This window comes from Stenotrophomonas sp. Steno-Z1 (assembly GCF_056393175.1).
This window is the reverse complement of sequence record NZ_JBWJPB010000001.1, coordinates 1-24238: the sequence shown is the minus strand read 5'-3', so window position 1 is coordinate 24238 and position 24238 is coordinate 1. Positions and strand designations below refer to the sequence as shown.

General features: G+C 67.8%; 16 protein-coding genes and 1 riboswitch. Of the genes, 10 read left to right on the top strand and 6 right to left on the bottom strand.

From position 1 onward, the window contains the following. Positions 1–35: 35 nt before the first annotated feature. The 5 genes from AC06FD_RS00080 to thiC all read right to left on the bottom strand — a co-directional run bounded on the left by AC06FD_RS00080 (position 36) and on the right by thiC (position 9204). Entirely contained in the window at positions 36–2912 is a 2877-nt protein-coding gene (locus AC06FD_RS00080; RefSeq protein ID WP_394164589.1) for a TonB-dependent receptor plug domain-containing protein, read from the bottom strand. A 68-nt stretch (positions 2913–2980) separates the two neighbouring features. Further along, positions 2981–3862, bottom strand: a complete 882-nt coding sequence (locus tag AC06FD_RS00075; RefSeq protein ID WP_478076699.1) for a helix-turn-helix transcriptional regulator — start codon at positions 3860–3862, stop codon at positions 2981–2983. A 121-nt stretch (positions 3863–3983) separates the two neighbouring features. Continuing rightward, the gene (locus AC06FD_RS00070) at positions 3984–6293 is read right to left on the bottom strand and encodes a winged helix-turn-helix domain-containing protein (protein WP_478076698.1); all 2310 of its coding nucleotides are present in this window, start codon (positions 6291–6293) and stop codon (positions 3984–3986) included. Positions 6294–6544: 251 nt separating this feature from the next. After that, positions 6545–7222, bottom strand: a complete 678-nt coding sequence (locus AC06FD_RS00065) for an ion channel (protein WP_259207565.1) — start codon at positions 7220–7222, stop codon at positions 6545–6547. A 104-nt stretch (positions 7223–7326) separates the two neighbouring features. Then, a complete protein-coding gene (gene thiC / locus AC06FD_RS00060) occupies positions 7327–9204 on the bottom strand; it encodes a phosphomethylpyrimidine synthase ThiC (RefSeq protein WP_259207567.1) in 1878 nt (625 codons plus the stop codon). A 113-nt stretch (positions 9205–9317) separates the two neighbouring features. Next, a riboswitch (TPP riboswitch) is annotated at positions 9318–9419 on the bottom strand. Between the two features lie 245 nt (positions 9420–9664). On the opposite strand from thiC, the gene AC06FD_RS00055 reads away from it, so the two are divergent. Next, complete coding sequence (locus tag AC06FD_RS00055; protein WP_478076697.1) at positions 9665–11233, top strand: BCCT family transporter; 1569 nt, start codon at positions 9665–9667, stop codon at positions 11231–11233. A gap of 523 nt (positions 11234–11756) precedes the next feature. Here AC06FD_RS00055 and ggt read toward each other — a convergent pair. Then, positions 11757–13475 carry a gamma-glutamyltransferase gene (ggt, locus tag AC06FD_RS00050; RefSeq protein WP_478076696.1) on the bottom strand — a complete coding sequence of 573 codons (1719 nt, stop codon included), beginning with the start codon at positions 13473–13475 and terminating at the stop codon, positions 11757–11759. A gap of 655 nt (positions 13476–14130) precedes the next feature. Here ggt and ilvC point away from each other — a divergent pair. The 9 genes from ilvC to leuB all read left to right on the top strand — a co-directional run bounded on the left by ilvC (position 14131) and on the right by leuB (position 23806). Continuing rightward, complete coding sequence (ilvC, locus tag AC06FD_RS00045; protein WP_394164593.1) at positions 14131–15105, top strand: ketol-acid reductoisomerase; 975 nt, start codon at positions 14131–14133, stop codon at positions 15103–15105. Positions 15106–15144: 39 nt separating this feature from the next. After that, the gene (ilvG, locus tag AC06FD_RS00040) at positions 15145–16878 is read left to right on the top strand and encodes an acetolactate synthase 2 catalytic subunit (RefSeq protein ID WP_394164594.1); all 1734 of its coding nucleotides are present in this window, start codon (positions 15145–15147) and stop codon (positions 16876–16878) included. Then, complete coding sequence (locus tag AC06FD_RS00035; protein ID WP_128095641.1) at positions 16862–17122, top strand: ACT domain-containing protein; 261 nt, start codon at positions 16862–16864, stop codon at positions 17120–17122. The genes ilvG and AC06FD_RS00035 overlap by 17 nt, the downstream gene beginning before the upstream one ends. 156 nt (positions 17123–17278) lie before the next feature. Beyond that, positions 17279–18376, top strand: a complete 1098-nt coding sequence (locus tag AC06FD_RS00030) for a threonine dehydratase (protein WP_259207807.1) — start codon at positions 17279–17281, stop codon at positions 18374–18376. Then, positions 18373–19926: a 2-isopropylmalate synthase gene (locus AC06FD_RS00025; RefSeq protein WP_478047322.1), complete on the top strand. Its 1554-nt coding sequence runs from the start codon at positions 18373–18375 to the stop codon at positions 19924–19926. The genes AC06FD_RS00030 and AC06FD_RS00025 overlap by 4 nt, the downstream gene beginning before the upstream one ends. Before the next feature lie 9 nt (positions 19927–19935). Beyond that, entirely contained in the window at positions 19936–20718 is a 783-nt protein-coding gene (locus AC06FD_RS00020; RefSeq protein ID WP_478076695.1) for a methyltransferase domain-containing protein, read from the top strand. A 34-nt stretch (positions 20719–20752) separates the two neighbouring features. After that, on the top strand, positions 20753–22174 hold the full coding sequence (gene leuC, locus AC06FD_RS00015) for a 3-isopropylmalate dehydratase large subunit (protein ID WP_478076694.1): 1422 nt from the start codon (positions 20753–20755) through the stop codon (positions 22172–22174). After that, the gene (leuD, locus tag AC06FD_RS00010) at positions 22174–22752 is read left to right on the top strand and encodes a 3-isopropylmalate dehydratase small subunit (RefSeq protein ID WP_394164597.1); all 579 of its coding nucleotides are present in this window, start codon (positions 22174–22176) and stop codon (positions 22750–22752) included. The genes leuC and leuD overlap by 1 nt, the downstream gene beginning before the upstream one ends. Next, positions 22742–23806 (top strand): 3-isopropylmalate dehydrogenase, encoded by a 1065-nt coding sequence (leuB, locus tag AC06FD_RS00005; protein ID WP_478076693.1) that lies wholly within the window; start codon positions 22742–22744, stop codon positions 23804–23806. The genes leuD and leuB overlap by 11 nt, the downstream gene beginning before the upstream one ends. The last annotated feature ends 432 nt before the right edge of the window (positions 23807–24238 follow it).

Here is a 24238-nt window from a genome sequence, read left to right as displayed (position 1 = left end):
CCGCCCTCCGTGTAGTGCTACACAGCGTCGATGGATCAGAAGCGCTGGGTGTACTTCATGTACAGGAAGCGACCGATATCGAAACCGCCGTAGTAGGCGAAGCTCGAGTTCGGTGCCGAGTACATCAGCGGACCCTTGTGGTCGAACAGGTTGTTCGCACCGACGGCAATGGTGGCATCCCACGGCGCCTTCCAGCTGACCTGCAGGTCGTGGAAGGTGTTGGAGCCGGTCTTGCGCAGCGGTTCGGCTTCGCCGTTGGCCATGTGGTTCGGGGCATTGCACCAGAACTCGCCGGTGTCGATGCAGTCTTCCTTCATGCCGGAGTAGTAGCGCGCGGTGTAGTTGACACCGAAGTCGCCCATCGCCCAGTTGATGCCCACGTTCGAACGCACGCGGAACAGGCCGGCTTCGCCGACGCGCCCGATCATGATGTTCTGACCGGCGGCGTTCTGGCCCTGCTCGTCATACTTGGACAGGTAGCTGGTCTGCCAGTCGATCGAGAACTGACCGATGGCCAGTTCCGGCAGGCGGTACTTGATGCCCAGGTCGTAACCTTCGGTTTCCATCTTGCCGAGGTTGGCGGTGCCGTAGGTCAGCGCGCTGACGTGGCCATCGCTGGCACGGACGACGCCTTCGCAACGGGCCGAATTGCCGAGCACGTAGCAGTCGCGCAGGATGCGGTCGACGCTGTCAGCGATGATCATGTCGCTGATTTCGTACTTGTACCAATCCAGCGAGATGTCCAGGCCCTGCACCCAACGCGGGCTCCAGACCAGACCGGCGGTCGTGCTCTTGGAGGTTTCCGGCTTCAGGTTCGGGTTGGCACCGGAGACGAACTGGTCACCGGACTGGCACGGCAGGGTCGAGCAGACCTTGTTGCCCTGGCCCAGCTGCACGTAGTCGGCCGGAACGCCCGCCGCCGAGCACGGACCGTTGCCGGCGACGCTGCCCGGTGCGGTGGTGCCGCACGGATCGATGTAGGACTCGAAGCTCGAGCTCAGGCCACCGTACAGATCGGAGATGGTCGGCGCACGGAAGCCCTCGGCGTAGGTGCCGCGGACCAGCAGCTCGTCCATCGGACGCCAGGTCAGGCCGAACTTGCTGTTGGTGGTGCCACCGAAGTTGCTGTAGTCCGAGTAGCGGCTGGCCATGTTCAGGGTCAGCTCCTTGGCGAACGCCATGTCCGCCAGGATCGGCACGTTCAGCTCGAGGTAGACCTCGTTCAGATCGTACGCGCCGCGGGTCGGCTTCTGGCCCAGGCCGGTGGACTGGCCCGACTGCGCGAAGGCATCCGGGGTGTAGCTGCCTTCTTCCTTGCGGTGCTCGACGCCCATGGCGAAGCCCAGGTCACCGGCCGGCAGGGTCACGATCGACCCGGCCAGGTTCGCGGTGAAGCTGGTGGTCTTGGTGATGCCGCGGGTGGTGAAGGTCGGGAACAGGAAGTCCTGCAGCTCCTGGTCAGCCAGCGAACCCTGGCCCGAGACGCCGTACGGCAGCAGCGGGTTCCACGGGCGGCAATCGCCCAGGATCGGGTTGGCGGCCGTGCCGCAACGGGCAACGCCGGTGCCGTCGATGAACGACGGGCCCAGCGCCTGGCGCGCCGCGATCAGGCTCATGTCGCCGCGCTGGGTCTTGATCGACTCATTGCGATTCCACAGGGCGCCGACGTCCCAATCGAACGACTTGCCGCCCAGCTCGAAGAAGCCGCTGACGGTCGGTGCGAAGCGCAGGGTCTTCAGCTGGCTGTCGGTGGTGCGCGGCACTTCCCACAGGCGACGGCGGAAGCTGACGTCCTGGCCACCCACGCCATTGACGGCGGTCGGGTTGAACACGCTCGAACCGGACAGCGGGGTGTTGATGGTGGTCGAGTTGGACTGGTACGGGTAGCCGGCGATCTGCTGGAACGTCTGACGCTCGTTGTAGAGCAGGTCGGTGTTCAGGCTGATCGAATCGGTGAAGTCGTACGTACCGTTGATGTAGACCGACTTGCGCTTGACGCCGGTCAGCAGGGTCATCTGCTCATTGGCGTTGGAGTACTCGTCCGGGGTCAGCTCGTGGTAGTCGTTCGGATTGGTCGGGTTGCCGCCCTGGTTGAGGGTCTGCCACACCGCCGTCTTGGACGTGCGCGAGCAATCGAACAGCAGCGGGTTGCACCAGGTGCTGTTCTGGCTGATCGGGCTCCAGTCTTCACTGGTGGAGTTCGGGCCCAGTGCGCCGTCACGGCTGTACCAGCGGTCCTTGGCCCACACCGGGTCCTGCTTGGAGTATTCGGCCGACAGGGTCAGGCTGCCGCGCTCGCCCTTGGCACCCAGGGTCATCGAGTACTGCTGGCTGTCACCGTCGCCGTTGCCGTACTGGCCCACGTAGACGCTGGCTTCGCCGCCTTCCACGTTCTTGCGGGTGATCACGTTGACCACGCCGGCGATGGCGTCGGACCCGTAGATGGCCGAGGCGCCGTCCTTCAGGATCTCGATGCGCTCAACGGCCGACATCGGGATCTGGCTCAGGTCCTGCAGGCCTGCGGTGGAAGCGCCCAGGCGCTTGCCGTTCATCAGCACCAGGGTGCGCTCGGCGCCCAGGTTGCGGATGTCGACGTAGTAACCGCCGACGTTCTCGCCCGATGCCAGCGACTCCGAACGCGAGATGGCCGGCGAACCGGCCGAGGTCAGGTTGTTCAGCACGTCCGCGACGCTCGAGAAGCCCTGCTTTTCCAGGGTCTCACGGGTCATCGTCAGGATCGGCTGCTGCGTCTCCATGTTGGCGCCGCGGATGCGCGAGCCGGTGACCGAGATGCGGTCGAGGTCAGTGGTGCCGGAGGCAGCTTCCTGCGCCGAGGCAAAGCTCGGCGCCAGCGCCAGCGCAATGCCGGCGGGCAGAAGGCCCAGCCGCACTGCGGGAGTACGAAAATTCATTTATCTCTCCGAGGTACGTTAGTAGCGTGTTAAAACGCCTCGGAAAGTTACGACTGCGTTACGGTTAATTATTTGCGGGATGCCACCGGAGACTTTGCCGACTTTGGCGACAGCATTCCCACGCTCTCGCGGAAGCCTGACGCAGACTGCCCGTAACGCGCGCGAAACGCCCGTGCGAAGCTGCAGCAGTTGTCAAATCCACTCGCGGCCGCCACTTCGCCGATCATCATGTCGGTATCACGCAGCAGGTCGGCCGCACGCTCCAGGCGCAGGCGCGCCGACAGCGACTGCGGGCTTTCCTCGTACAGGCTCTGGAAGGTCTTGGACAGGTACCAACTGGAGAAGTTGGTCAGCTCGGCCAGTTCGCCGATGCGCACCACGCGGTGACTGTTGCCCTCCAGGAACAGGCGCGCACGCTGCATGCGGCCGAACACCTGGCGCTTGCGCACGCGCGAGCGGCCCGGGCAACGCTGCACGCCGGTGGCCAGCACGCGCTGCAGCGACGCCAGGTGCAGCAGCACCGGGCGCAGGGCCTGGGCCGGCTGCCCGCTGGCCAGCGCGTCGCGCCACAGGCGCAGGGCCACGCGGACTTCGCTGCGGCTCATGCTGCCGCGGCCGGCGTACAGGCTGCAGTCGTCCAGCTGGCCCAGCGCGCGCAGCGCATCCGGGGTCAGGCTCAGCCCGATGCACAGCCCGTCGCGACCGGCCTGGATCATTGGCCGGGATTCCTTCTCGAAGGCGATCCACTCGCGCTGGCGCAGGCGGAAGCGGCCTTCCTTGGATTCCACCCAGGCGCTGCCACGCAGCTGCATCCACACGGTGAAGGTGGTGCCGGCGGTCTGCAGGCTGCCGAGCCGGGCCACGCCCAGGCAGGTGGGCAGCGCGCCGTCGTCGACGATCTTGTCCAGGGAAAGCGATTGGCCGCGATCGGCCAGGGAGAGCTGACGCATGACTGCACCGTGTTTGCCGTTACTGGGCAAACGTTTTGCCAAATCAGGCCGGCGCGGTCAGGAAGGTTCAACGAGATTCATCCGAATTCGACACGAGGCCGATACGAAGGAATCACGAAGACTATTTTCCCTTTGGCAACAAGGCGTTGGAGATGGCGGAAAACACCGGGGCAGGCGCATCGGGCAGCGTCATCACGCCGATATCGGCGCCATCGGCGACCGCCAGGGCCACGTACAGGGCGCTGCCATCGCGCTGCGCACTGAAGCCGTTGCCGGCGCTCAGGCGCTCGCCGTCCAGGCAGTACTCGACGCCCGGCGCGCCGGCCGTGATGCGCGAGAACAGCGTGGCGCAATCGGCGCGGTTGGACAGGTAATCGACGCTGCCATGGGGGGCCACGGTCCAAGTGCGGTAGCGCCAGCGCGATGGCCGGTCATCGCTGACCTGCTGGATGCTGTCGGCAGTGAGCTGCGCATCGGCCGACCACAGCCCGCCCGCCGACAGCCGGGTGAACAGCACGCGCCGGGTGGAGGGATCGAAGCGCGCCTGCGAGACCCCGTCGATGCTGCCCAGCAGTTTCCACGGCGTACTGCGGCGGTCGAACAGGGACAGCCGCATGCGCTCGTGCTCGTCGCGATCGACCACCAGCAGGTGCTGGGCATCGGCGGCATACAAGGCCTGCAGCGGTTGCGCGACCGGCACCGGCAGCGCCACCACCTGTTCGTCGCGCGGGGACACCTCATAGATGATCGGATTGGCCTGCGCGTCGCGGCCGGACACGAGCAGATGGGTGCTGTCCGGCGACCAGTCGGCGGCCTGCCGGGTCTCCGGGCGCAATCCCTCGACCGGGCGCAGCGATTCCGGGCGGCCCAGGTCGGCCCACCACAGGCCGTAGTTGCCGGAGCGGTCGGAGGTGAACACCAGTTGCCGGCCATCGGGCGCGAGCATGGGCTGGCCATCGCGGCCGTTGGAGGCGAACAGGCGCTCGGGCTGGCCCGGTCGGCCGTCGGTGAGCGGCACGCGGAACAGGCCGAACTGGGCCTTGCGGTGGACGAAGGCGAGCATTTCGCTGTTGCGCGCCACTGCCGGCGACTGCGCATCGTCGATGCCGACATCGCGCAGCGTGCGGGTCTCCACGTCCAGCTCGTACAACCGCGATTCGCTGTCCACGCGCCGGCCGAACACGATGTGGCGGCTGTCGCTGCGCCAGGCCCAGCCACGGATCTCGGCCGAATCGTCGGTGAGCTGCTCGGGCACCCCGCCGGCGGCAGGCAGGCGCCAGAGGTCGCCGATCTGCGGGTTGCGCACGAAAACGATCCAGCGTCCATCCGGCGAGTAGCGCGGGGCGTAGTCGAAGCTGTCCTCGGCGACCTGGTAGTCCAGCGGCGTCCAGCGCCCGCTGGCGATATCCAGCACGCGGATGCCACGGTGAGCGAAGCGGCCGGCCAGCGAGCCGAACACCAGCCCACGGCCATCCGGGGTCCAGTCGAAGCTGAGCAGTTCGGTGCCGTCGCAGCGGGTGACGTGGCGCACCGCGCCGCCGGTGGCACTGGCGATCAGCACCTCACAGCCGGCATCGGGACCGAAGCGCGCAAAGGCGATCTCGCGCCCGTTCGGCGACCAGTTCGGAAAGCGGTCCGAGTAACCGTCCGGCGTATCGGCAAGCAGCCGCGCGGGGGCGTTGCCGGAGGTCTGCACCTTGATCGTGCTGCCCTGGCGTGCGCTGCTGTCGGCCTCGTAGGCCACCTGCGAGCCATCCGGGGAAAGCGTGGGATAGGTCTCGAAGCCGGCGGTGGCGGTGATCAGTCGATACGGCCGCTGCGGGCTGCCGACCACGCGACTGCCATCCTCGAGCACGCCGCTGCCGGCGGAGGCCGGCGCAGGCCGTTGCAGCAGCAGCGCGGTCATCACCAACAGCGCGATCAGCATGGCGATGCCCAGCGCGAGCAGCACGTAACGCCGCATCCGTCGCCAGCGACTGCGCGGCGACGAGGCGGCGCCATCGATCGCGCCCGGCGCACTCGAAAGCACCACGTCGGCGGAACTTTCGAGTGCGTCCGGCGCGGGCGCCGCGACGGCATCCTGCACGGTGACGGGCACGAGCAGGCGATAACCGGTCTTGGCGATGGTCTCGATGTACGGCGTGCCGGTGACATCGTCACTGCTGAACGCCTTGCGCAACTGGGTGACGGCCTGGGTGAGCACATCGTTGGTCGGCAGCGTATCGGGCCACACCTCGGCGAACAGTTCATCGCGGGTGACCACCGCCCCCGGCGAGCGCATCAACGCCTTCAGCACGCCCAATGCCTTGGGCGTCAGCCGACGTGGACGGCGCGCGCCCGGCACGCTGACCTCACGGGAGGACAACGTCACGGTGCAATCGCCGATCCTGATCACATCGACTGGGGGAGACTCGCTAGTGGGGCTGATCATTCCGGTGCTACGAGTGAATGCAGAACAACAGGAACGCAGCATCCATCGCAACCGAACACCGATCGAACGAACCGCCAGATTCCGCACATGCCATCAGCGCAAACCGCAAAAAAACTGAAGCGCGCGAATACTAGCCTATGCCGGTTAACTGCGCCTGTGCGCGTGGACAACATCAGGCTCTCTCTCGCCGACGAATTCACATAAATCGCTTCAGTATTCGCGCCTTCGGGCGCGAATTTTTTATCTGCGATTCAGTTTCGTCCACGCCGAAGCATGGTCAATCCGACCAGCCTGGAAACCACCAAAGCCACGTACATCACGCCTGCAAACTGCTCCAGCATGACCAGTGCCCGGGCCTGCGGATGCACCGGCACGACGTCGCTCAAACCGACCCCGGACAGCAAGCTGAAGCTGAGATAAAGCAGCTCCATCCAGGTGCGCAATTCGGTTTCGCTGGTGGCCAGGAAACTGCCCGGGTACCACTGTTGGCAAACCGAGAAGGCGAACGCGAATGCCCAGGCGAGCAGGGTGAATGTCGCCCCGGCCGCAAACAGCTCGTCGCGGGTGACCTTGTGGTCCTGCAGCATGTAGGCGGTGAGGCTGCCGGCGGTATAGAAGTACAGCAGGCATTCCAGCAGTTGCGCGGTGGTGGTGAGTGCGGGCCGGCCCAACAGGGCGCCGCTGATGGAAAACACCACCGAGGGAATCGCCAGCAGCAACGCCAGCCACATGCCCAGCGGGCTGCGCCGCACCACCCACAACGCCAGGCCGAGCACGGCAATGCCGAACGCGCCGAACACCGCGCGGCTGGCCCCGGCCTCGTCCATCGCCGGGTACAGCAGCACGCCCAGCAACTGGACACCGAGCAGCCAGGCCGACGGATGCCGGCGGGCGATGGCCAGCCATTTGGTGGTGCGTGCGATGGCCATGCCAGATCCCTTCCCTGCCCCGGTTGCCGCCGAGCTTAGCGCGTTGCCCGCGGTGGTCGCATGAGCGTGCCGGGACGACGAGCGCGCCGCCCCGGCACGGCCCATCACGCCTGCCGGTACACGTCCGCGCCCAACGCGCGGAACTCCGCCGATTTGCCGGCCATTCCGTCCTGCAGCGCGTCCTGTTCGCCCAAGCCATGCTCGGCGGCATAGTCGCGCACGTCCTGGGTGATCTTCATCGAACAGAAGTGCGGGCCGCACATCGAACAGAAGTGCGCCAGCTTGTGCGCGTCCTTGGGCAGGGTCTCGTCGTGGAACTCCTTGGCCTTCTCCGGATCCAGGCCGAGGTGGAACTGGTCCTCCCAGCGGAACTCGAAGCGCGCCTTGCTCAGCGCGTTGTCGCGCACCTGCGCGCCCGGATGGCCCTTGGCCAGGTCGGCGGCATGCGCGGCGATGCGGTAGGCCATGATGCCGTCGCGCACGTCCTGGCGGTTGGGTAGCCCCAGGTGTTCCTTCGGGGTGACATAGCAGAGCATCGCCGTGCCGTACCAGCCGATCATCGCCGCGCCGATCGCGCTGGTGATGTGGTCGTAGCCAGGCGCGATGTCGGTGGTGAGCGGGCCGAGCGTGTAGAACGGCGCTTCACCGCACTCGCGCAGCTGCTTGTCCATGTTTTCCTTGATCAGCTGCATCGGCACGTGGCCGGGGCCCTCGATCATGGTCTGCACGTCGTGCTTCCACGCCACCTTGGTCAATTCACCGAGGGTTTCCAGCTCGCCGAACTGCGCTGCGTCGTTGGCGTCGGCGATGCAGCCCGGGCGCAGGCCATCGCCCAGCGAGAAGGTCACGTCGTAGGCCTTCATGATCTCGCAGATATCCTCGAAGTGCGTGTAGAGGAAATTCTCCTTGTGGTGGGCCAGGCACCACTTGGCCATGATCGAGCCCCCGCGCGAGACGATGCCCGTCACCCGTCGGGCGGTGAGCGGGACGTAGCGCAGCAGCACCCCGGCGTGGATGGTGAAGTAGTCCACGCCCTGCTCGGCCTGCTCGATCAGGGTGTCGCGGAAGATCGGCCAGCTCAGGTCTTCGGCACGCCCATCCACCTTCTCCAGCGCCTGGTAGATCGGCACCGTGCCGATGGCGACCGGCGAGTTGCGGATGATCCACTCGCGCGTTTCATGGATGTGCTTGCCGGTGGACAGGTCCATCACGGTGTCACCGCCCCAGCGGATCGCCCACACCAGCTTTTCCACCTCCTCGGCGATGCCCGAGGACACCGCGCTGTTGCCGATGTTGGCGTTGATCTTGGTGAGGAAGTTGCGGCCGATGATCATCGGCTCGCTTTCGGGGTGGTTGATGTTGTTGGGCAGCACGGCACGACCACGGGCGATCTCGTCGCGGACGAACGCCGGGGTGATCAGCGCCGGAATCGAGGCGCCGAACGCCTCGCCGGGATGCTGCCGCAGCAGCGCCGCCTCGCGGACCGCCTCCAGCCGCTGGTTTTCGCGGATGGCGACGAACTCCATCTCCGGGGTGATGATGCCGCGGCGCGCGTAGTGCATCTGGGTGACGTTGGCGCCGGCCAGCGCGCGACGCGGCTGGGTGCGCGACGGGAAGCGCACCGCATCCAGGCGCGCGTCGAGCGCGCGCGAACGCCCGAACGCGGAGCTCAAGCGGGCCAGCGGCTCGGTATCGCCGCGCTCGGCCACCCAGCCTGCGCGCAACGCCGGCAGCCCGGCGGCAAGGTCGATGGCGGCCTGCGGGTCGGTGTACGGGCCGGAGGTGTCGTACACGGTGACCGGTGCGTTCTCTTCGCCGCCGAACAGCGTCGGGGTGCGGGTCAGCACGATCTCGCGCATGGGGACCTGCACGTCGCTGCGCGATCCGGGCACGTGGATCTTGCGCGACCCCGGGATCGGCCGGGTGACCGACGTGGAGAGTTGCTGGGCTTGCTGCTGCAAGGTGGGGTGCGGTGCGTTCATCTGGCTTCGTCCTGGATCGGTTTCCGCACGGGACGTGGCGGAAGGGACGAAGCGGCGGCGCACGGCGGACGCATCACGGGCCGCCGTCGGACGGGGGTCCGATGGCGCAATGCGTCACCTGTTGCGAAGCATCCCTACGCCGGTGTCAACCGGATCAGGTTCGAAGGGACTATCTCAACCGTGGCCGTTGGGCCGCGGTACCCCCGCTTCGGGGCGAATTAGACCACAACACCGACGCGATTGGCGCATCCCCGACGAGCGCCTCGGCGGCGCCGGTTTGAACGTGAACAATGCGCTGACAGTGCATGGCCTAGAATGCTGCGGCGCGGCAGGGCCTCTCCCGTCCGCAGCGGAGTTCCGCATCGCCCGGCATCGACCGGCTTGAATCGCCCCAGCGGGTGTTGTCGCGCTGGAGACGGCAGGCATTGGCTCGCCTCATTCGTACGGAGAAACTCCCCGCATGGTGTTTCGCATTTCCATCGCACTGATCGTCATCCTGGTGCTGATCGCCGGCCTCGCGCCCGGCCCCTTCAACGACGTGGTGCAGAGTGGCCTGGGCCACATCATCCGCAGCACCGGCTGGCTGTACCTGCTGGTGGTGTTCATCACCCTGTCGTTCCTGATGTACCTGGCGTTCGGCCGGCTGGGTTCGCTGCGCATCGGCGGCGAAGATGCCGAGCCGGACTTCTCCAACGCGAGCTGGATGTCGATGCTGTTTGCCGCGGGCATGGGCATTGGCCTGGTGTTCTGGGGGGCCGCCGAACCGATCTCGCACTTCATCAAGCCGCCGGAAGGATTGGCGCCGCAGAGCATGGAGGCCGCCCGTGCCTCGATGCGCTATGCGTTCTTCCACTGGGGCCTGCATCCGTGGGCGATCTATGCGCTGATCGGGCTGGCGATGGCCTGGTTCCAGTTCAACCGCAACGGCCGCGGCTTGATCAGCGACCTGCTGCAGCCGCTGATCGGCGCCCACCACCGTGGCTGGATCGGCACGGTGGTCAACGTGGCGGCCGTGGTGGCAACGGCCATCGGCGTGGCCACCACGCTGGGCTTCGGCACGATCCAGATCGCCGCGGGGCTGCAGCGGGTGTTCGGCATCCGCGATTCGATCCCGGTGCAGCTGACCATCATCGCGGTGGCCTTCGTGCTGTACATGGCCTCCACCACCAGCGGGGTCAACCGCGGCATCAAGTGGCTGTCCAATTTCAACCTCGGCCTGGCTGCGATGCTGCTGGCCCTGGTGCTGGTGCTGGGGCCCACCGGCTTCATCTTCGATACGTTCACCACCACCATCGGCTCGTACCTCAATTCGCTGGTGACGATGAGCCTGCGCATGTCGCCGTTCTCCGGCAGTACGTGGGTGGCCGACTGGACGATCTTCTACTGGGCGTGGTGGATCGCATGGGCGCCGTTCGTGGGCTCGTTCATTGCGCGGGTCTCGCGCGGGCGCAGCATCCGCGAGTTCGTGCTGGGCGTGGTGATCGCGCCGAGCGTGCTGGGCTTCCTGTGGTTCTCGGTGTTTGGCGGGACCGCGCTGTGGTCGCAGATCTTCGGGCACGTGGACCTGGCCCAGGCGCTGGGCAACGGCTACGAGACGGTGCTGTTCACCATGTTCGACAGCCTGCCGATGCCGACGGTGCTGTCGGTGATCGCGCTGGTGCTGCTGATGATCTTCTTCGTGACCTCGGCCGATTCGGCGGTGCTGGTGCTGGCGACGATGTCCACCGAGGAAGCCGGCGATCCGCCGCTGGCACGGCGCATGGTGTGGGGCGTGGCGATCGCGCTGATCGCCGGGGTGTTGCTGCTGGCCGGCGGCCTGACCGCGTTGCAGGGCATGATCACGATCGCAGCGCTGCCGTTTGCGCTGCTAATGCTGCTGGTGATGTGGTCGCTGTACCGGGTACTCGATACCGAGTACGCCCTGCAGCGCCGCCGCGCCCAGCGGGCGCGACGGATGATGGACGAGTGGATCGAGCGCGAGATCGCCGCGCAGGAAGAAACGCGCGACGAGGCGGCGCGGGCACCTTAGTGGTGTGGCCGTGAGGCCCGTGCGTGGGGCGGGGTTGGGGAAAGCAGCCGAGCATGGCTCGGCTCTACCTGGGATGGGTTGCGATTGTCGGGGCTGGGGGGATGGTGGGTGGGCGTTTCGCGATCCCGTGCACCCTGCCCTCGGGGAGATGGCTGGGCGGTTGGGGACAGCAGCCGAGCGTGGCTCGGCTCTACCTGGGATGGGTCGCGATTGTCGGGGTTGGGGTGATGGTGCGTGGGCGTTTCGCGATCCCGTGCACCCTGCCCTTGGACACATGGCTGGGCGGTTGGGCGAGCAGCCGAGCGTGGCTCGGCTCTACCTGGGATGCGTCGCGATTGTCGGGGCTGGGGGTGATGGTGCGTGGGCGTTTCGCGACCTTTATGGGTGACGGCCGGTGGGCTGGGGTTGACGTTGCACTGGTAGTGCCGAGCCATGCTCGGCAGCAACATTCCTCAGCCAACGGCCCCCATGACAATGAGCGCGGAAGGCGCAGCCACGCATGGCGTGGCTCTGCCTCGCGTGGTCAGTACCCCGCCGCCTGCCCATCCTTGCGGCTCTCCGATGCGCCGTAATACACGCCGGTGTCCGGGTCGCGCAGGATCGCCTGGTAGCCGCCGTACGGGCCGTCGGCGAATACCACCCGGTGGCCCTTGCGCATCAGTGCGCGCACCGTCTCGTACGGGAAGCCGGTTTCCAGGTTGACCTCGCCGCCGTCGCTCATCGCGGTGGCCTGCCCGGTCGGTTCGGTCGAGCCCTCGTGCTGGATGCGCGGTGCGTCGCCAGCCTCCTGCAGGTTCATCCCGAAGTCGACCATGTTCATCACGATCTGCGCATGACCCTGCGGCTGCATCGCCCCGCCCATCACGCCGAAGCTCATCCAGGGTTTGCCGCCCTTGGTCACGAAGCCCGGGATGATGGTCTGGAACGGGCGCTTGCCCGGCGCATAGCCGTTGGGATGGTCCTTGCGCAGCACGAACATCTCGCCGCGATCCTGCAGGATGAAGCCCAGCCCCGGCGGGGCCATGCCGCTGCCCATGCCGCGGTAGTTGGACTGGATCAGCGACACCATCATGCCGTCCGCGTCGGCCACGGTCATGTAGATCGTGTCGCCCTCCTCCAGCTGCCTGGGCGTGCCGGGCTGCACTTCGCGCAGCGCCTTGTCCATCGAGATCAGCGCGCGACGCTCCGCGGCGTAGCCCTTGGACACCAGCTTGGCCACCGGCGCCGGCTGGAACGCCGGGTCGCTGTAGAACCGGGCGCGGTCGGCGAAGGCCAGCTTCTTGGCCTCCACGAACAGGTGCACATGCTCGGGTGAGCCAAAGGCGATCTTCGAGAAGTCGTAACCCTCCAGCACGTTGAGGATCTGCAGCGCCGCAATGCCCTGGCTGTTGGGCGGCAGTTCCCACACGTCATAGCCGCGGTAATTGCTGCTCACCGGCTCGACCCACTCGCCGTGGTGGCTGGCCATGTCCTCGTAGCTGAGGTAGCCGCCATTGGCCTTGAAGTAGCTGCCGATGGTGCGGGCGATATCGCCCTTGTAGAACGCGTCGCGGCCGCCTTGGGCGATCTGTTCCAGGGTGTTGGCCAGGTTCGGGTTCTTCCACAGCTCGCCCTTGCGCGGCGCATGCCCGTTGACGGTGAACTGTTCCTTGAAGCCGGGGTACTGCGACAGCTTGGGCACCGAGCGGTCCCAGTAGTAGGCGATCACTTCGGCGACCGGGTGGCCCTCGCGCGCGTAGCGGATGGCGGGGGCCAGATTGTCGGCCATCGGCTTGCGGCCGAAGCGCTCATGCAGCGCGAACCAGCCATCCACGGCGCCGGGCACCGATACCGGCAACGGACCGGCGGCCGGGATCTCCTTCAGCCCGCGGCGCTGGAACTCGGCCAGGGTCAGCGACTTCGGCGACCGGCCCGAGCCGTTGTAGCCGTAGAGCTTCTGCGTCTTCGGGTCCCACACGATGGCAAACAGGTCGCCGCCGACGCCATTGCCGGTGGGCTCCATCAACCCCAGCGCTGCGTTGGCCGCGATCGCCGCGTCCACGGCCGAGCCGCCGCCCTTCATCACGTCCAGCGCGATCTGGGTGGCCAGCGGTTGGGAGGTGGCCGCCATCGCGTGCGGGGCGATCACTTCCGAGCGGGTGGCGAAGGTGTGGCCGGTGATGCGGTCGGCGGCGATGCCGGCAATGGGGAGGGCACACAGCACGGCGGCGGCAAGCAGGCCGCGGGCAAGACGTCGGGGCACGGGAGGTTCCTGGAGGGGTGGTAGCCCCACCGATAGTGGCGGCAGTGGCCCGTCCATGGCATCCGACAATGGTCATGCTGCTGCTCGGGAAACGGACCGGAATCCGCGCAGAAGCGGCCCTGAAAATAGTGAATTCCGGTTCACCACAACGCTTTCAGCCGCAACCATCCTTGTGCGACGGGCCTTTGCGCTGGATGCAGGCGAAACCGTTGGAAATGTGCCGGCAAAGGTTGACAGCGCCAAAACCGCTGTGGTTTTCTCGATCTCATGTTGCAGCGCACAGCCACCCGCGAATCCATCCAGCACGCCGACACCGGCGGGGCCTCGATCCGTTCGCTTCTCGTCCTCGTACTTATTACCCAACCAACAGGTGCGGGACGGACCGGCGTGTAAGCAAGACTGCCAGGTATCCATCAAAACCCGCACCCACCCAGGTGCGGGTTTTTTCGTTTCAGAGCCCCTCGATTCCTCCCCTCCCCCTTTTCGACTGCCCTTGCCGCCATGACCCGCCAGCCCGCCAGCACCGCTTCCACGCCCACCGCCTGCCCGGCGGCGGCGTGCGTTGGTGGCATGGCGCGCGCCACCCCTTCCCCTGACTGGCCGACGTGTCCCTGACCGTCGGCCATTTTTTTCTTTCCGCCAAAGGATCTCCCCCATGAGCACCAACGACCTGCCCCAGATCAAGATCGCTGTTGTCGGCTACGGCAGCCAGGGCCGCGCGCACGCGCTGAACCTGCGCGAATCCGGCTTCGACGTCGTCATCGGGCTGCGCCCGGGCGGTCCCACCGAGGTCAAGGCACAGGCCGACGGCTTCACCGTCAAGGCCCCGGCCGAGGCGGTCAAGGAGGCCGACCTGGTGGCCGTGCTGACCCCGGACATGGTGCAGAAGAAGCTCTACGAGGACGTGCTCGCCCCCAACATGAAACAGGGCGCGGTGCTGTTGTTCGCGCATGGCTTGAACGTGCATTTCGACATGATCAAGCCGCGCGACGACCTGGACGTGGTGCTGGTCGCGCCGAAGGGCCCGGGTGCGCTGGTGCGCCGTGAGTACGAGATCGGCCGCGGCGTGCCGTGCATCTGGGCGGTCTACCAGGACAGGAGCGGCAAGGCCGCCGACTACGCGCTGGCCTACGCCACCGGCCTGGGCGGCGCACGCGCCAACCTGATCCAGACCACCTTCAAGGAAGAGACCGAGACCGATCTGTTCGGCGAGCAGGCGGTGCTGTGCGGCGGTGCCTCGGCGCTGGTCCAGGCCGGTTTCGAAACGCTGGTGGAAGCCGGTTACCAGCCGGAAATCGCCTACTACGAAGTGCTGCACGAACTGAAGCTGATCGTGGACCTGTTCTACGAAGGCGGCATCACCCGCATGCTGGAGTTCATCTCCGAAACCGCGCAGTACGGCGACTACGTCAGCGGCCCGCGCGTCATCGACGCCGGTACCAAGGCGCGCATGAAGGACGTACTGACCGACATCCAGAACGGCACCTTCACCAAGAACTGGGTGGCCGAGTACGAGGCGGGCCTGCCCAACTACACCAAGTTCAAGCAGGCCGACCTGGAGCATCCGATCGAAAAGGTAGGCAAGGAACTGCGCGCCAAGATGGTCTGGTTGCAAAGTCAAGCCGCGTAACCGCGCGGCTCCCCCACCCGCTTTCGTAAAGGTCAACGCATGAACACCTCCGCACACAGCACCGCGCCCCGCAACGGCGCACGCTGGTTGACGCAGGCCCTGGAAGCCGAGGGCGTGCACACGCTGTTCGGCTACCCCGGCGGCACCATCATGCCGTTCTACGACGCCCTGGTGGATTCGGGGCTGAAGCACATCCTGGTCCGCCACGAACAAGGCGCGGCACTGGCCGCCAACGGTTATGCCCGTGCCAGCGGCCAGGTCGGCGTCTGTGTCGCCACCTCCGGCCCGGGCGCCTCCAACCTGGTTACCGGCATCGCCGATGCGATGCTGGATTCGGTGCCGATGGTCTGCATCACCGGCCAGGTCGCCACCCCGCTGCTGGGCACCGACGCGTTCCAGGAACTGGACGTATTCGGGCTGACCATGCCGATCGTCAAGCACAGCTGGCTGGTGCGCTCGGTGGACGACCTGCCGCGCGTGGTCCGTGAAGCGTTCCGCATTGCGCGCGAAGGCCGCCCCGGTCCGGTCCTGATCGACCTGCCCAAGGACGTGCAGATCGCCGATGCCTCGCACCTGCCGGCGCACACCCCGGCCACGGTGAGCCCGCCGCCGGCACCGCAGGACGACGCAGTGGCCCAGGCCATTGCCGCGATCGCCGCCGCCGAGAAGCCGGTGGTCTACGCCGGCGGTGGCGTGGCGCTGGGCGATGCGGTGGAGGACTTCCGCGCGTTCGTGGAGGCCAGCGCCATCCCCACCGTGCTGACCCTGCGTGGGCTGGGCGCGCTGCCGCCACAGCACCCGCACTACCTGGGCATGCTGGGCATGCACGGCACCCGCGCGGCCAACATGGCCGTGCAGGAGAGCGATCTGCTGGTGGTGGTGGGCGCGCGCTTCGACGACCGCGCCACCGGCAAGTTGAACGAGTTCGCCCCGTTCGCGCGGGTCATCCACATCGACGCCGATGCGTATGAGATCTCCAAGCTGCGCAGTGCCGACATCGCCGTGCCGGGCAACGTGGGCGGCGCGCTGCGTGCGCTGACCGCCGCTGCCACCGCGCCGGCCTCGCAGGAGGCCTGGCGCAAGCGGTGCGGCACCCATCGCGAGCGCTTCGCCGCGCGCTACGACGCCCCGGGCAAGCACATCTACGCCCCGGCGCTGCTGAAGCGCCTGAGCGAGCTGGCCCCGAGCGATGCGATCATTGCCTGCGACGTGGGCCAGCACCAGATGTGGGTGGCCCAGCACTGCCGCTTCAACCACCCGCGCAACCACCTGACCAGCGGCGCGCTGGGCACCATGGGCTTCGGCCTGCCGGCGGCGATGGGTGCGCAGTTCGCCTGCCCCGACCGCACCGTGGTGCTGGTGTCCGGCGATGGCAGCTTCATGATGAACGTGCAGGAGCTGGCCACCATCGCCCGCTGCCGCCTGCCGGTGAAGATCGTGCTGCTGGACAACAGTTCGCTGGGCATGGTGCGCCAGTGGCAGGAACTGTTCTTCGCCGAGCGTTACAGCGAGATCGACCTGTCCGACAACCCGGACTTCGCCGCGCTGGCCCAGGTGTTCGGCATTCCCGCCACCCGCATCGAGGCCCGCGACGACGTCGAGGGCGGCCTGGCCGCGCTGCTGGCCCAGCCGGGCCCGGCGCTGCTGCACGTGGCCATCGATGCCCGCGCCAACGTGTGGCCGCTGGTGCCGCCCAACAACGCCAACAGCACCATGCTGGAAAGCAATCCAGCCCATCAGTCCCAGGAGTTCCCCAATGCAATACCGGCTTGACCTGGTGCTGGTTCCCGCCGAGGGCGCGCTGCTGCGCGTGATCGGCATGGCCGAACGCCGCGGCTTCGCGCCGCGCGCGATCGCCGGTGCGCCCAATGCGGCCGACAACGGCCGCTGGCACCTGCAGATGGTGGTGGACAGCAGCCGTCCGCCGGAGACCCTGTGCCGCCAGATCGAGAAGATCTACGACTGTGTCTCGGTGCGCATCAGCGCGCTGGAACCCGGTACCGGAGTATCGGTATGAACGCCCGCACCGTTTCCACGGTGCCGGTACGGAGGTCTCTTCTCGAAGCACGGGGATGTACACGTGGTGCGCGTGCAGGATGCATGGCGTCGCACCACGCAGGGGCGTCGTGGCACCGCGCAGCGCATGCCGGCGATCACCGTGGCCGGGGGCGAAATGCCCACTAGCGGTGCCCCGCAGGAACCGGACGTAGGCGAGGTAAGCGTCGCCGACGTGCTGGCCGCGCAGGCGCGGCTGCGTCGCTATCTGCCACCCACCCCGCTGCATTACGCCGAGCGCTTCGGCGTGTGGCTGAAGCTGGAGAACCTGCAGCGCACCGGCTCGTACAAGGTGCGCGGCGCGTTGAACGCGCTGCTGGCCGGGCGCGAGCGCGGTGACGACCGCCCGGTGATCTGCGCCTCGGCCGGCAACCACGCCCAGGGCGTGGCCTGGGCAGCGTATCGCCTGGACATCCCGGCGATCACGGTGATGCCGCACGGCGCACCGGCCACCAAGATCGCGGGCGTGGCCCACTGGGGCGCCACCGTGCGCCAGCACGGCACCAGCTACGACGAGGCGTACGCCTTCGCGCGTGCGCTGGCCGACCAGCACGGCTACCGGTTCCTGTCCGCATTCGACGACCCCGACGTGATCGCCGGGCAAGGCACGCTGGGCATCGAGCTGGCGCCGCATGCGCCGGACGTGGTGATCGTGCCGATCGGCGGCGGTGGCCTGGCCTCCGGCGTGGCGCTGGCGCTGAAATCGCAGGGCGTGCGCATCGTCGGCGCACAGGTCGAGGGCGTCGATTCGATGGCCCGCGCGATCCGCGGTGATGTCCGCGAAATCGCCCCGGTGGCCACGCTGGCCGACGGGGTCAAGGTCAAGATCCCCGGCTTCCTGACCCGCAAGCTGTGCAGCGCGCTGCTGGACGATGTGGTGATCGTGCGCGAAGCCGAGCTGCGCGAAACCCTGGTGCGGCTGGCGCTGGAAGAACATGTCATCGCCGAGGGCGCCGGTGCCCTGGCCCTGGCAGCCGGGCGCCGCGTGGCCGGCAAGCGCAAGTGCGCGGTGGTCAGCGGCGGCAACATCGACGCGATGGTGCTGGCCCAGTTGCTGGCCGACATCCGCCCCCGCCCGCCGCGCAAACCCCGCCGCCGCGCCAGCGAGCGAACGCGACTATCCCTGCCGACCGCGCTCGCCCCACCCAAGATTCCCGCTGCTTCCCCTTCCTTTGTGACCCCATCCGACATCGCTGTCGAGGAGACCTCCTGGTGACCACGCCCAACTCCCCCCGCATTAGAATTTTCGACACCACCCTGCGTGACGGCGAGCAATCGCCCGGCTGCAGCATGAGCCCGCAGCAGAAACTGGTGATGGCCCGTGCGCTGGACGAGCTGGGCGTGGACATCATCGAAACCGGCTTCCCGGCCAGCTCGCAGTCCGACCGCGAAGCGATGGCGATGATCGGCCGCGAAGTGCGCCGGCCGACGCTGGCGGTGCTGTCGCGCTGCCTGGCCGCCGATATCGAAACCTCGGCCAAGGCCCTGGAAGCCGCGGCCAACGCGCGCCTGCACGTGTTCCTGTCCACCAGCCCGCTGCACCGCGAGCACAAGCTGCGGATGAGCCGCGAGCAGGTACTGGAATCGGTACACAAGCACGTCAGCCTGGCGCGCAGCTACATCGATGACGTGGAGTTTTCCGCCGAGGACGCCACCCGCACCGAGGAAGACTTCCTGATCGAGGTGGCGCGCGTGGCCGTGGCCGCCGGCGCCACCACCATCAACCTGCCCGACACGGTCGGCTTCACCACGCCCGAAGAGATCCGCGGCATGTTCCAGCGCGTCATCGCCGGGGTGCCCGACAGCGACCGCATCATCTTCAGTGCCCATTGCCACAACGACCTGGGCCTGGCCGTGGCCAACTCGCTGGCTGCCATCGAAGGCGGCGCACGCCAAGTGGAATGCACCATCAACGGCATCGGCGAGCGGGCCGGCAACTGCTCGCTGGAAGAGATCGCCATGGTGCTGAAGGTCCGCAACGCCTTCTACGAGGAAGACACCCGCATCAATACCCCGCGCATCGTCTCCACCTCGCAGCTACTGCAGCGCCTGGTCGGCATGCCGGTACAGCGCAACAAGGCGATCGTCGGTGCCAACGCGTTCGCGCACGAGTCGGGCATCCACCAGCACGGCATGCTGCGCCACCGCGGCACCTACGAGATCATGCGCCCGGAAGACGTGGGCTGGGAGTCCTCGCAGATGGTGCTGGGCCGCCATAGCGGCCGCGCGGCGGTCGAGCAGCGCCTGCGTGCGCTGGGCTTCTGGCTGGACGAGGAAGAACTGAAGCACGTGTTCGAGCAGTTCAAGGCGCTGTGCGAGCAGCAGCGCGTGGTCACCGATGCCGACCTGCAGGTGCTGATGCAGGGCAGCGCCACCCAGAACGGCTACCGCCTGGCCTCGATGACCATCAGTGACGTGGGCAGCCGCGCCAATGCGCTGGTCGAGCTGTCCGACCCGGACGGCAACCGCGTGGCCGAGACCTCGCAGGGCGATGGCCCGGTGGATGCGCTGTTCGGCGCGCTGTCGGCCGCCACCGGCGTGCAGCTGATGCTGGACAGCTACCACGTGCACAGCGTGGGCATCGGCGCCGATGCACGCGGCGAAGCCAACCTGAGCGTGCGCCACGACGGCGTGGAGTACGAAGGCACCGGCACCAGCCGCGACATCATCGAAGCCTCCGCCCTGGCCTGGCTGGACGTGGCCAACCGCCTGCTGCGCCAGCGCAACGCCACCGCCGAACAACCCGCGGCCAGCGCCGCCGCCTGAGGAGTCTGCATGAGCGCCTTCGACAGCCACACCACCCCCGACGCCGGCCAGCAGTGGAACGCGCACGACTACGCCATCGACGCCGGCTTCGTGCCCGTGCTCGGCGGTGCGGTCGCGCGGCTGCTCGATCCGCAGCGCGGTGAACGCATCCTCGACCTGGGTTGCGGCGACGGCGTGTTGAGCGTCGACCTGGCGCTCAGCGGCGCGCACATCACCGGCGTGGACGCCTCGCCGGAGCTGGTCGGCGGCGCGCGCGCACGTGGCATCGAGGCACATGTCATGGATGCCCATGCCCTGACCTTCACCCGCCAGTTCGATGCAGTGTTCAGCAACGCCGCCCTGCACTGGATGCGCGGTGCCGACCAGGTGATCGCCGGCGTTGCCCGTGCGCTGAAGCCGGGCGGCCGCTTCGTGGCCGAGATGGGCGGGCACGGCAACGTGGTGGCCATCACCAGCGCGCTGCAGGCCGCCCTGTGCAGCAACGGCCACGCAGTGCCGGCGTTCCCGTGGCACTTCCCCACCGCCGACGACTACGCCGAGCGCCTGCGCGCGCACGGCTTCCAGGTGCGTTACATCGAGATGCAGGCCCGTCCCACCGCATTGCCCACCGGCATGCGCGGCTGGCTGCGCACCTTTGCCTCGCCGTTCCTGACCGGCCTGGACGCTACACAGCGCCAGCGCGTCATCGACGACGCGGTCGCGCTGCTCGAGCCCACCCAGTGCGACGCGCGCGGCCAGTGGACCGCCGATTACGTGCGGCTGCGCTTCGATGCGCGCCTGCGCACCGTTTGACCTATCTTTGACACGAACACAGCAAGGCCATTCCATGACCCCAGCTCCCCGCACCCTGTACGACAAACTGTGGGACGCCCACATCGTCGTGCCCGAATCGGACAGCGCGCCCGCCGTGCTGTACATCGACCTGCACCTGATCCACGAAGTGACCTCGCCACAGGCCTTCACCGAACTGCGCGAGCGCGGCCTGGCACCGCGCCGGCCGGATCGGACCAAGGCCACCATGGACCACTCCACCCCGACCCTGCCGGCCGGCCCCGACGGCAAGCTGCCCTACGCCAGCGCCGCCTCCGAAGCCCAGGTGGCCATGCTGGCGCGCAACTGTGCCGAGCACGGCATCGAGCTGTTCGACCTGCAGTCGGCCAACCGCGGCATCGTGCACGTGATCGCGCCCGAGCAGGGTTTCACCCAGCCGGGCATGACCATCGTCTGCGGCGACAGCCACACCTCCACCCACGGTGCGTTCGGCGCCCTGGCCTTCGGCATCGGCACCAGCGAAGTGGGCCACGTGCTGGCTACCCAGTGCCTGCTGCAGCGCAAGGCGAAGACCATGGCCATTACGGTCGACGGCGTGCTGCCGGTGGGCGTGGGCGCCAAGGACGTGGTGCTGCACATCATCGGCGTGATCGGCGTCAATGGCGGCACCGGCCACGTGCTGGAATTCCGCGGCAGCGCCATCGAGGCGATGGACATGGAGCAGCGCATGACGTTGTGCAACATGTCGATCGAGGCCGGTGCACGCGCCGGCATGGTGGCCCCGGACCAGACCACCTTCGACTGGGTGGCCAACACCCCGCGCGGGCCCAAGGGCGCCGACTTCGACGCCGCCGTGGCGGCCTGGTCGCAGCTGCGCAGCGATGCCGGCGCACGCTTCGATGCGGAGGTCCACATCGAGGCCGCCGACATCCGCCCCACGCTGACCTGGGGCACCCACCCCGGCACCGCCATCGCCGTGGACCAGCCGATCCCGGCGGCCAACGATGCCGCCGACCAGAAGGGCCTGGACTACATGCATTTCCACGCCGGGCAGACCCTGGCCGGCACGCCGGTGGACGTGGTGTTCGTCGGCTCGTGCACCAACGGCCGCCTGAGCGACATGCGCGAAGTGGCGCAGGTGCTGCAGGGCCGCCGCGTCGCCGAGGGCGTGCGCATGCTGGTGGTGCCGGGCTCGGAGATCGTCAAGCGGCAGGCCGAGGCCGAAGGCATCCACGCCATCGTGCGCGCCGCCGGGGCCGAGTGGCGCGAGCCGGGCTGCTCGATGTGCATCGCCATGAACGGCGATCTGGTGGCACCCGGCCAGCTGGCGGTGAGCACCAGCAACCGCAACTTCGAAGGCCGCCAGGGCCCGGGCTCGCGCACACTGCTGGCCTCGCCGATGACCGCGGCCTGGGCAGCGGTGAACGGGCGGGTGTCCGACCCGCGTGACCTGTATGCCGCCCAGGAGGTGGCCTGATGAGCGGCTTCCGTACCCTGACCTCGACCAGCGTGGTACTGCGCGAGACCAATATCGACACCGACCAGATCATCCCGGCGCGGTTCCTGTCCACCACCGAGCGCGCCGGCCTGGGCAAGCACGCCTTCAACGACTGGCGCTGGCAGGCCGACGGCACGCCCAACCCGGGCTTTGCCTTCAACCAGCCGCACAACGCCGGTCGCAGCATCCTGCTGGCCGGGCGCAACTTCGGCTGCGGCTCCTCGCGCGAACACGCGCCGTGGGCGCTGACCGACCTGGGCCTGCGCGCGATCGTCAGCAGCGAAATCGCCGACATCTTCCGCGGCAATTCCCTGAAGAACGGGCTGCTGCCGATCGTGCTGGACGAGGCCGACGTGCAGACGCTGATGCAGCGCCCGGACGACACATTGACCATCGACATCGCCGCGCGCGAGCTGCGCACGCCCGATGGCCGCGTCTACCCCTTCCCGCTGGACGGCTTCTCGCAGACCTGCCTGCTGGAGGGCGTGGACCAGTTGGGCTATCTGTTGGGCCGCACGTCTGAAATCGAACGTTACGAGAGTGAACATGCACGCTGAGATCGTCGTACTGCCGGGTGACGGCATTGGTCCGGAAGTCGCCGCCGCCGCCGTCGCGGTGCTGGGCGCCGTTGCCGACCGCTTTGGCCACACCTTCAACTTCAGCGAACACGACATCGGGGGCATCGCCATCGACCGCCATGGCGAGCCGCTGCCGGCCGCCACGCTGGACGCCTGCCGCAACGCCCAGGCGATTCTGCTCGGCGCGGTGGGCGGCCCGAAGTGGTCCGACCCGAATGCCAAGGTCCGCCCGGAGCAGGGCCTGCTGGCGATCCGCAAGGCGCTGGGCCTGTACGCCAACCTGCGCCCGGTGCGCACCCATGAAGCCGCACTGGACGCGTCGCCGATCAAGGCCGAGCTGCTGAAGGGCGTGGACTTCGTGGTGGTGCGTGAACTGACCGGCGGCATCTATTTCGGCGAGAAGACCCGCACCGCCGATACCGCCAGCGACCTGTGCAGCTACAGCGTGGGCGAGATCGAGCGCGTGCTGCGCAGCGCCTTCCGCCTGGCGCAGACCCGCCGCGGCAAGGTCACGTCGGTGGACAAGGCCAACGTGCTGGAAACCTCGCGCCTGTGGCGTGACGTGGCCGCGCGCATCGGCCGCGACGAGTTCCCGGACGTTGCGCTGGAGCACCAGCTGGTCGATTCGATGGCCATGCACCTGCTGGCCAAGCCGCGCGAGTACGACGTGATCGTCACCGAGAACATGTTCGGCGACATCCTCACCGACGAAGCCTCGATGCTGGCCGGTTCGCTGGGTCTGCTGCCGTCGGCCTCGCTGGGCGAGCCGGGCGCGGTGGGCATCTACGAGCCGATCCACGGCTCGGCCCCGGACATCGCCGGCAAGGGCATTGCCAACCCCTACGCCACCATCTTCAGCGCCGCGATGCTGCTGCGCCATTCGTTGGGGTTGGAGGACGAAGCCGCCGCGGTGGAAGCGGCCGTGCATGCGGCGCTGGATGCCGGCGTGTTCACTGCAGACCTGGCTGCCAAGGGCCAGGCGGTGAGCACCACGCAGGCCACCGACGCGGTGCTGGCGCGCCTGCGCGGCTGAAAAGCAGCCACGCCCGTAGAGCCGACCGTTGGTCGGCTGCTCTCCGCGCCGGGATTGAGCGCAGCCGACCAACGGTCGGTTCTACTTCAGACCTGGCGGCAAGCACCACGCAGGCCACCGACGCGGTGCTGGCACGCCTGCGCGGCTGAAAAGCGGCCTCGCCTGTAGAGCCGACCGTTGGTCGGCTGCTCTCCGCGCAGGGATTGAGCGCAGCCGACCAACGGTCGGTTCTACGGGATGCCTCGGCGCAGCCGACCAACGGTCGGCTCTACGGGATGCATCGGTGCAGCCGACCAACGGTCGGCTCTACGGGATGTATCGGTGCAGCCGACCAACGGTCGGCTCTACTTCAGACCTGGCGGTGAGCACCACGCAGGCCACCGACGCGGTGCTGGCACGCCTGCGCGGCTGAAAAGCAGCCACGCCCGTAGA

What these genes read in the sequence shown, in the direction of transcription:
- leuB (WP_478076693.1), top strand. Translation starts at nt 22,742, where the DNA reads ATGCACGCTGAGATCGTCGTACTGCCGGGTGACGGCATTGGTCCGGAA.
- leuC (WP_478076694.1), top strand. Translation starts at nt 20,753, where the DNA reads ATGACCCCAGCTCCCCGCACCCTGTACGACAAACTGTGGGACGCCCAC.
- ilvG (WP_394164594.1), top strand. Translation starts at nt 15,145, where the DNA reads ATGAACACCTCCGCACACAGCACCGCGCCCCGCAACGGCGCACGCTGG.
- thiC (WP_259207567.1), bottom strand. Translation starts at nt 9,204, where the DNA reads ATGAACGCACCGCACCCCACCTTGCAGCAGCAAGCCCAGCAACTCTCC.
- AC06FD_RS00075 (WP_478076699.1), bottom strand. Translation starts at nt 3,862, where the DNA reads ATGCGTCAGCTCTCCCTGGCCGATCGCGGCCAATCGCTTTCCCTGGAC.
- AC06FD_RS00080 (WP_394164589.1), bottom strand. Translation starts at nt 2,912, where the DNA reads ATGAATTTTCGTACTCCCGCAGTGCGGCTGGGCCTTCTGCCCGCCGGC.
- AC06FD_RS00070 (WP_478076698.1), bottom strand. Translation starts at nt 6,293, where the DNA reads ATGATCAGCCCCACTAGCGAGTCTCCCCCAGTCGATGTGATCAGGATC.
- AC06FD_RS00030 (WP_259207807.1), top strand. Translation starts at nt 17,279, where the DNA reads ATGCCCACTAGCGGTGCCCCGCAGGAACCGGACGTAGGCGAGGTAAGC.
- ilvC (WP_394164593.1), top strand. Translation starts at nt 14,131, where the DNA reads ATGAGCACCAACGACCTGCCCCAGATCAAGATCGCTGTTGTCGGCTAC.
- AC06FD_RS00035 (WP_128095641.1), top strand. Translation starts at nt 16,862, where the DNA reads ATGCAATACCGGCTTGACCTGGTGCTGGTTCCCGCCGAGGGCGCGCTG.
- AC06FD_RS00055 (WP_478076697.1), top strand. Translation starts at nt 9,665, where the DNA reads ATGGTGTTTCGCATTTCCATCGCACTGATCGTCATCCTGGTGCTGATC.
- leuD (WP_394164597.1), top strand. Translation starts at nt 22,174, where the DNA reads ATGAGCGGCTTCCGTACCCTGACCTCGACCAGCGTGGTACTGCGCGAG.
- AC06FD_RS00065 (WP_259207565.1), bottom strand. Translation starts at nt 7,222, where the DNA reads ATGGCCATCGCACGCACCACCAAATGGCTGGCCATCGCCCGCCGGCAT.
- AC06FD_RS00020 (WP_478076695.1), top strand. Translation starts at nt 19,936, where the DNA reads ATGAGCGCCTTCGACAGCCACACCACCCCCGACGCCGGCCAGCAGTGG.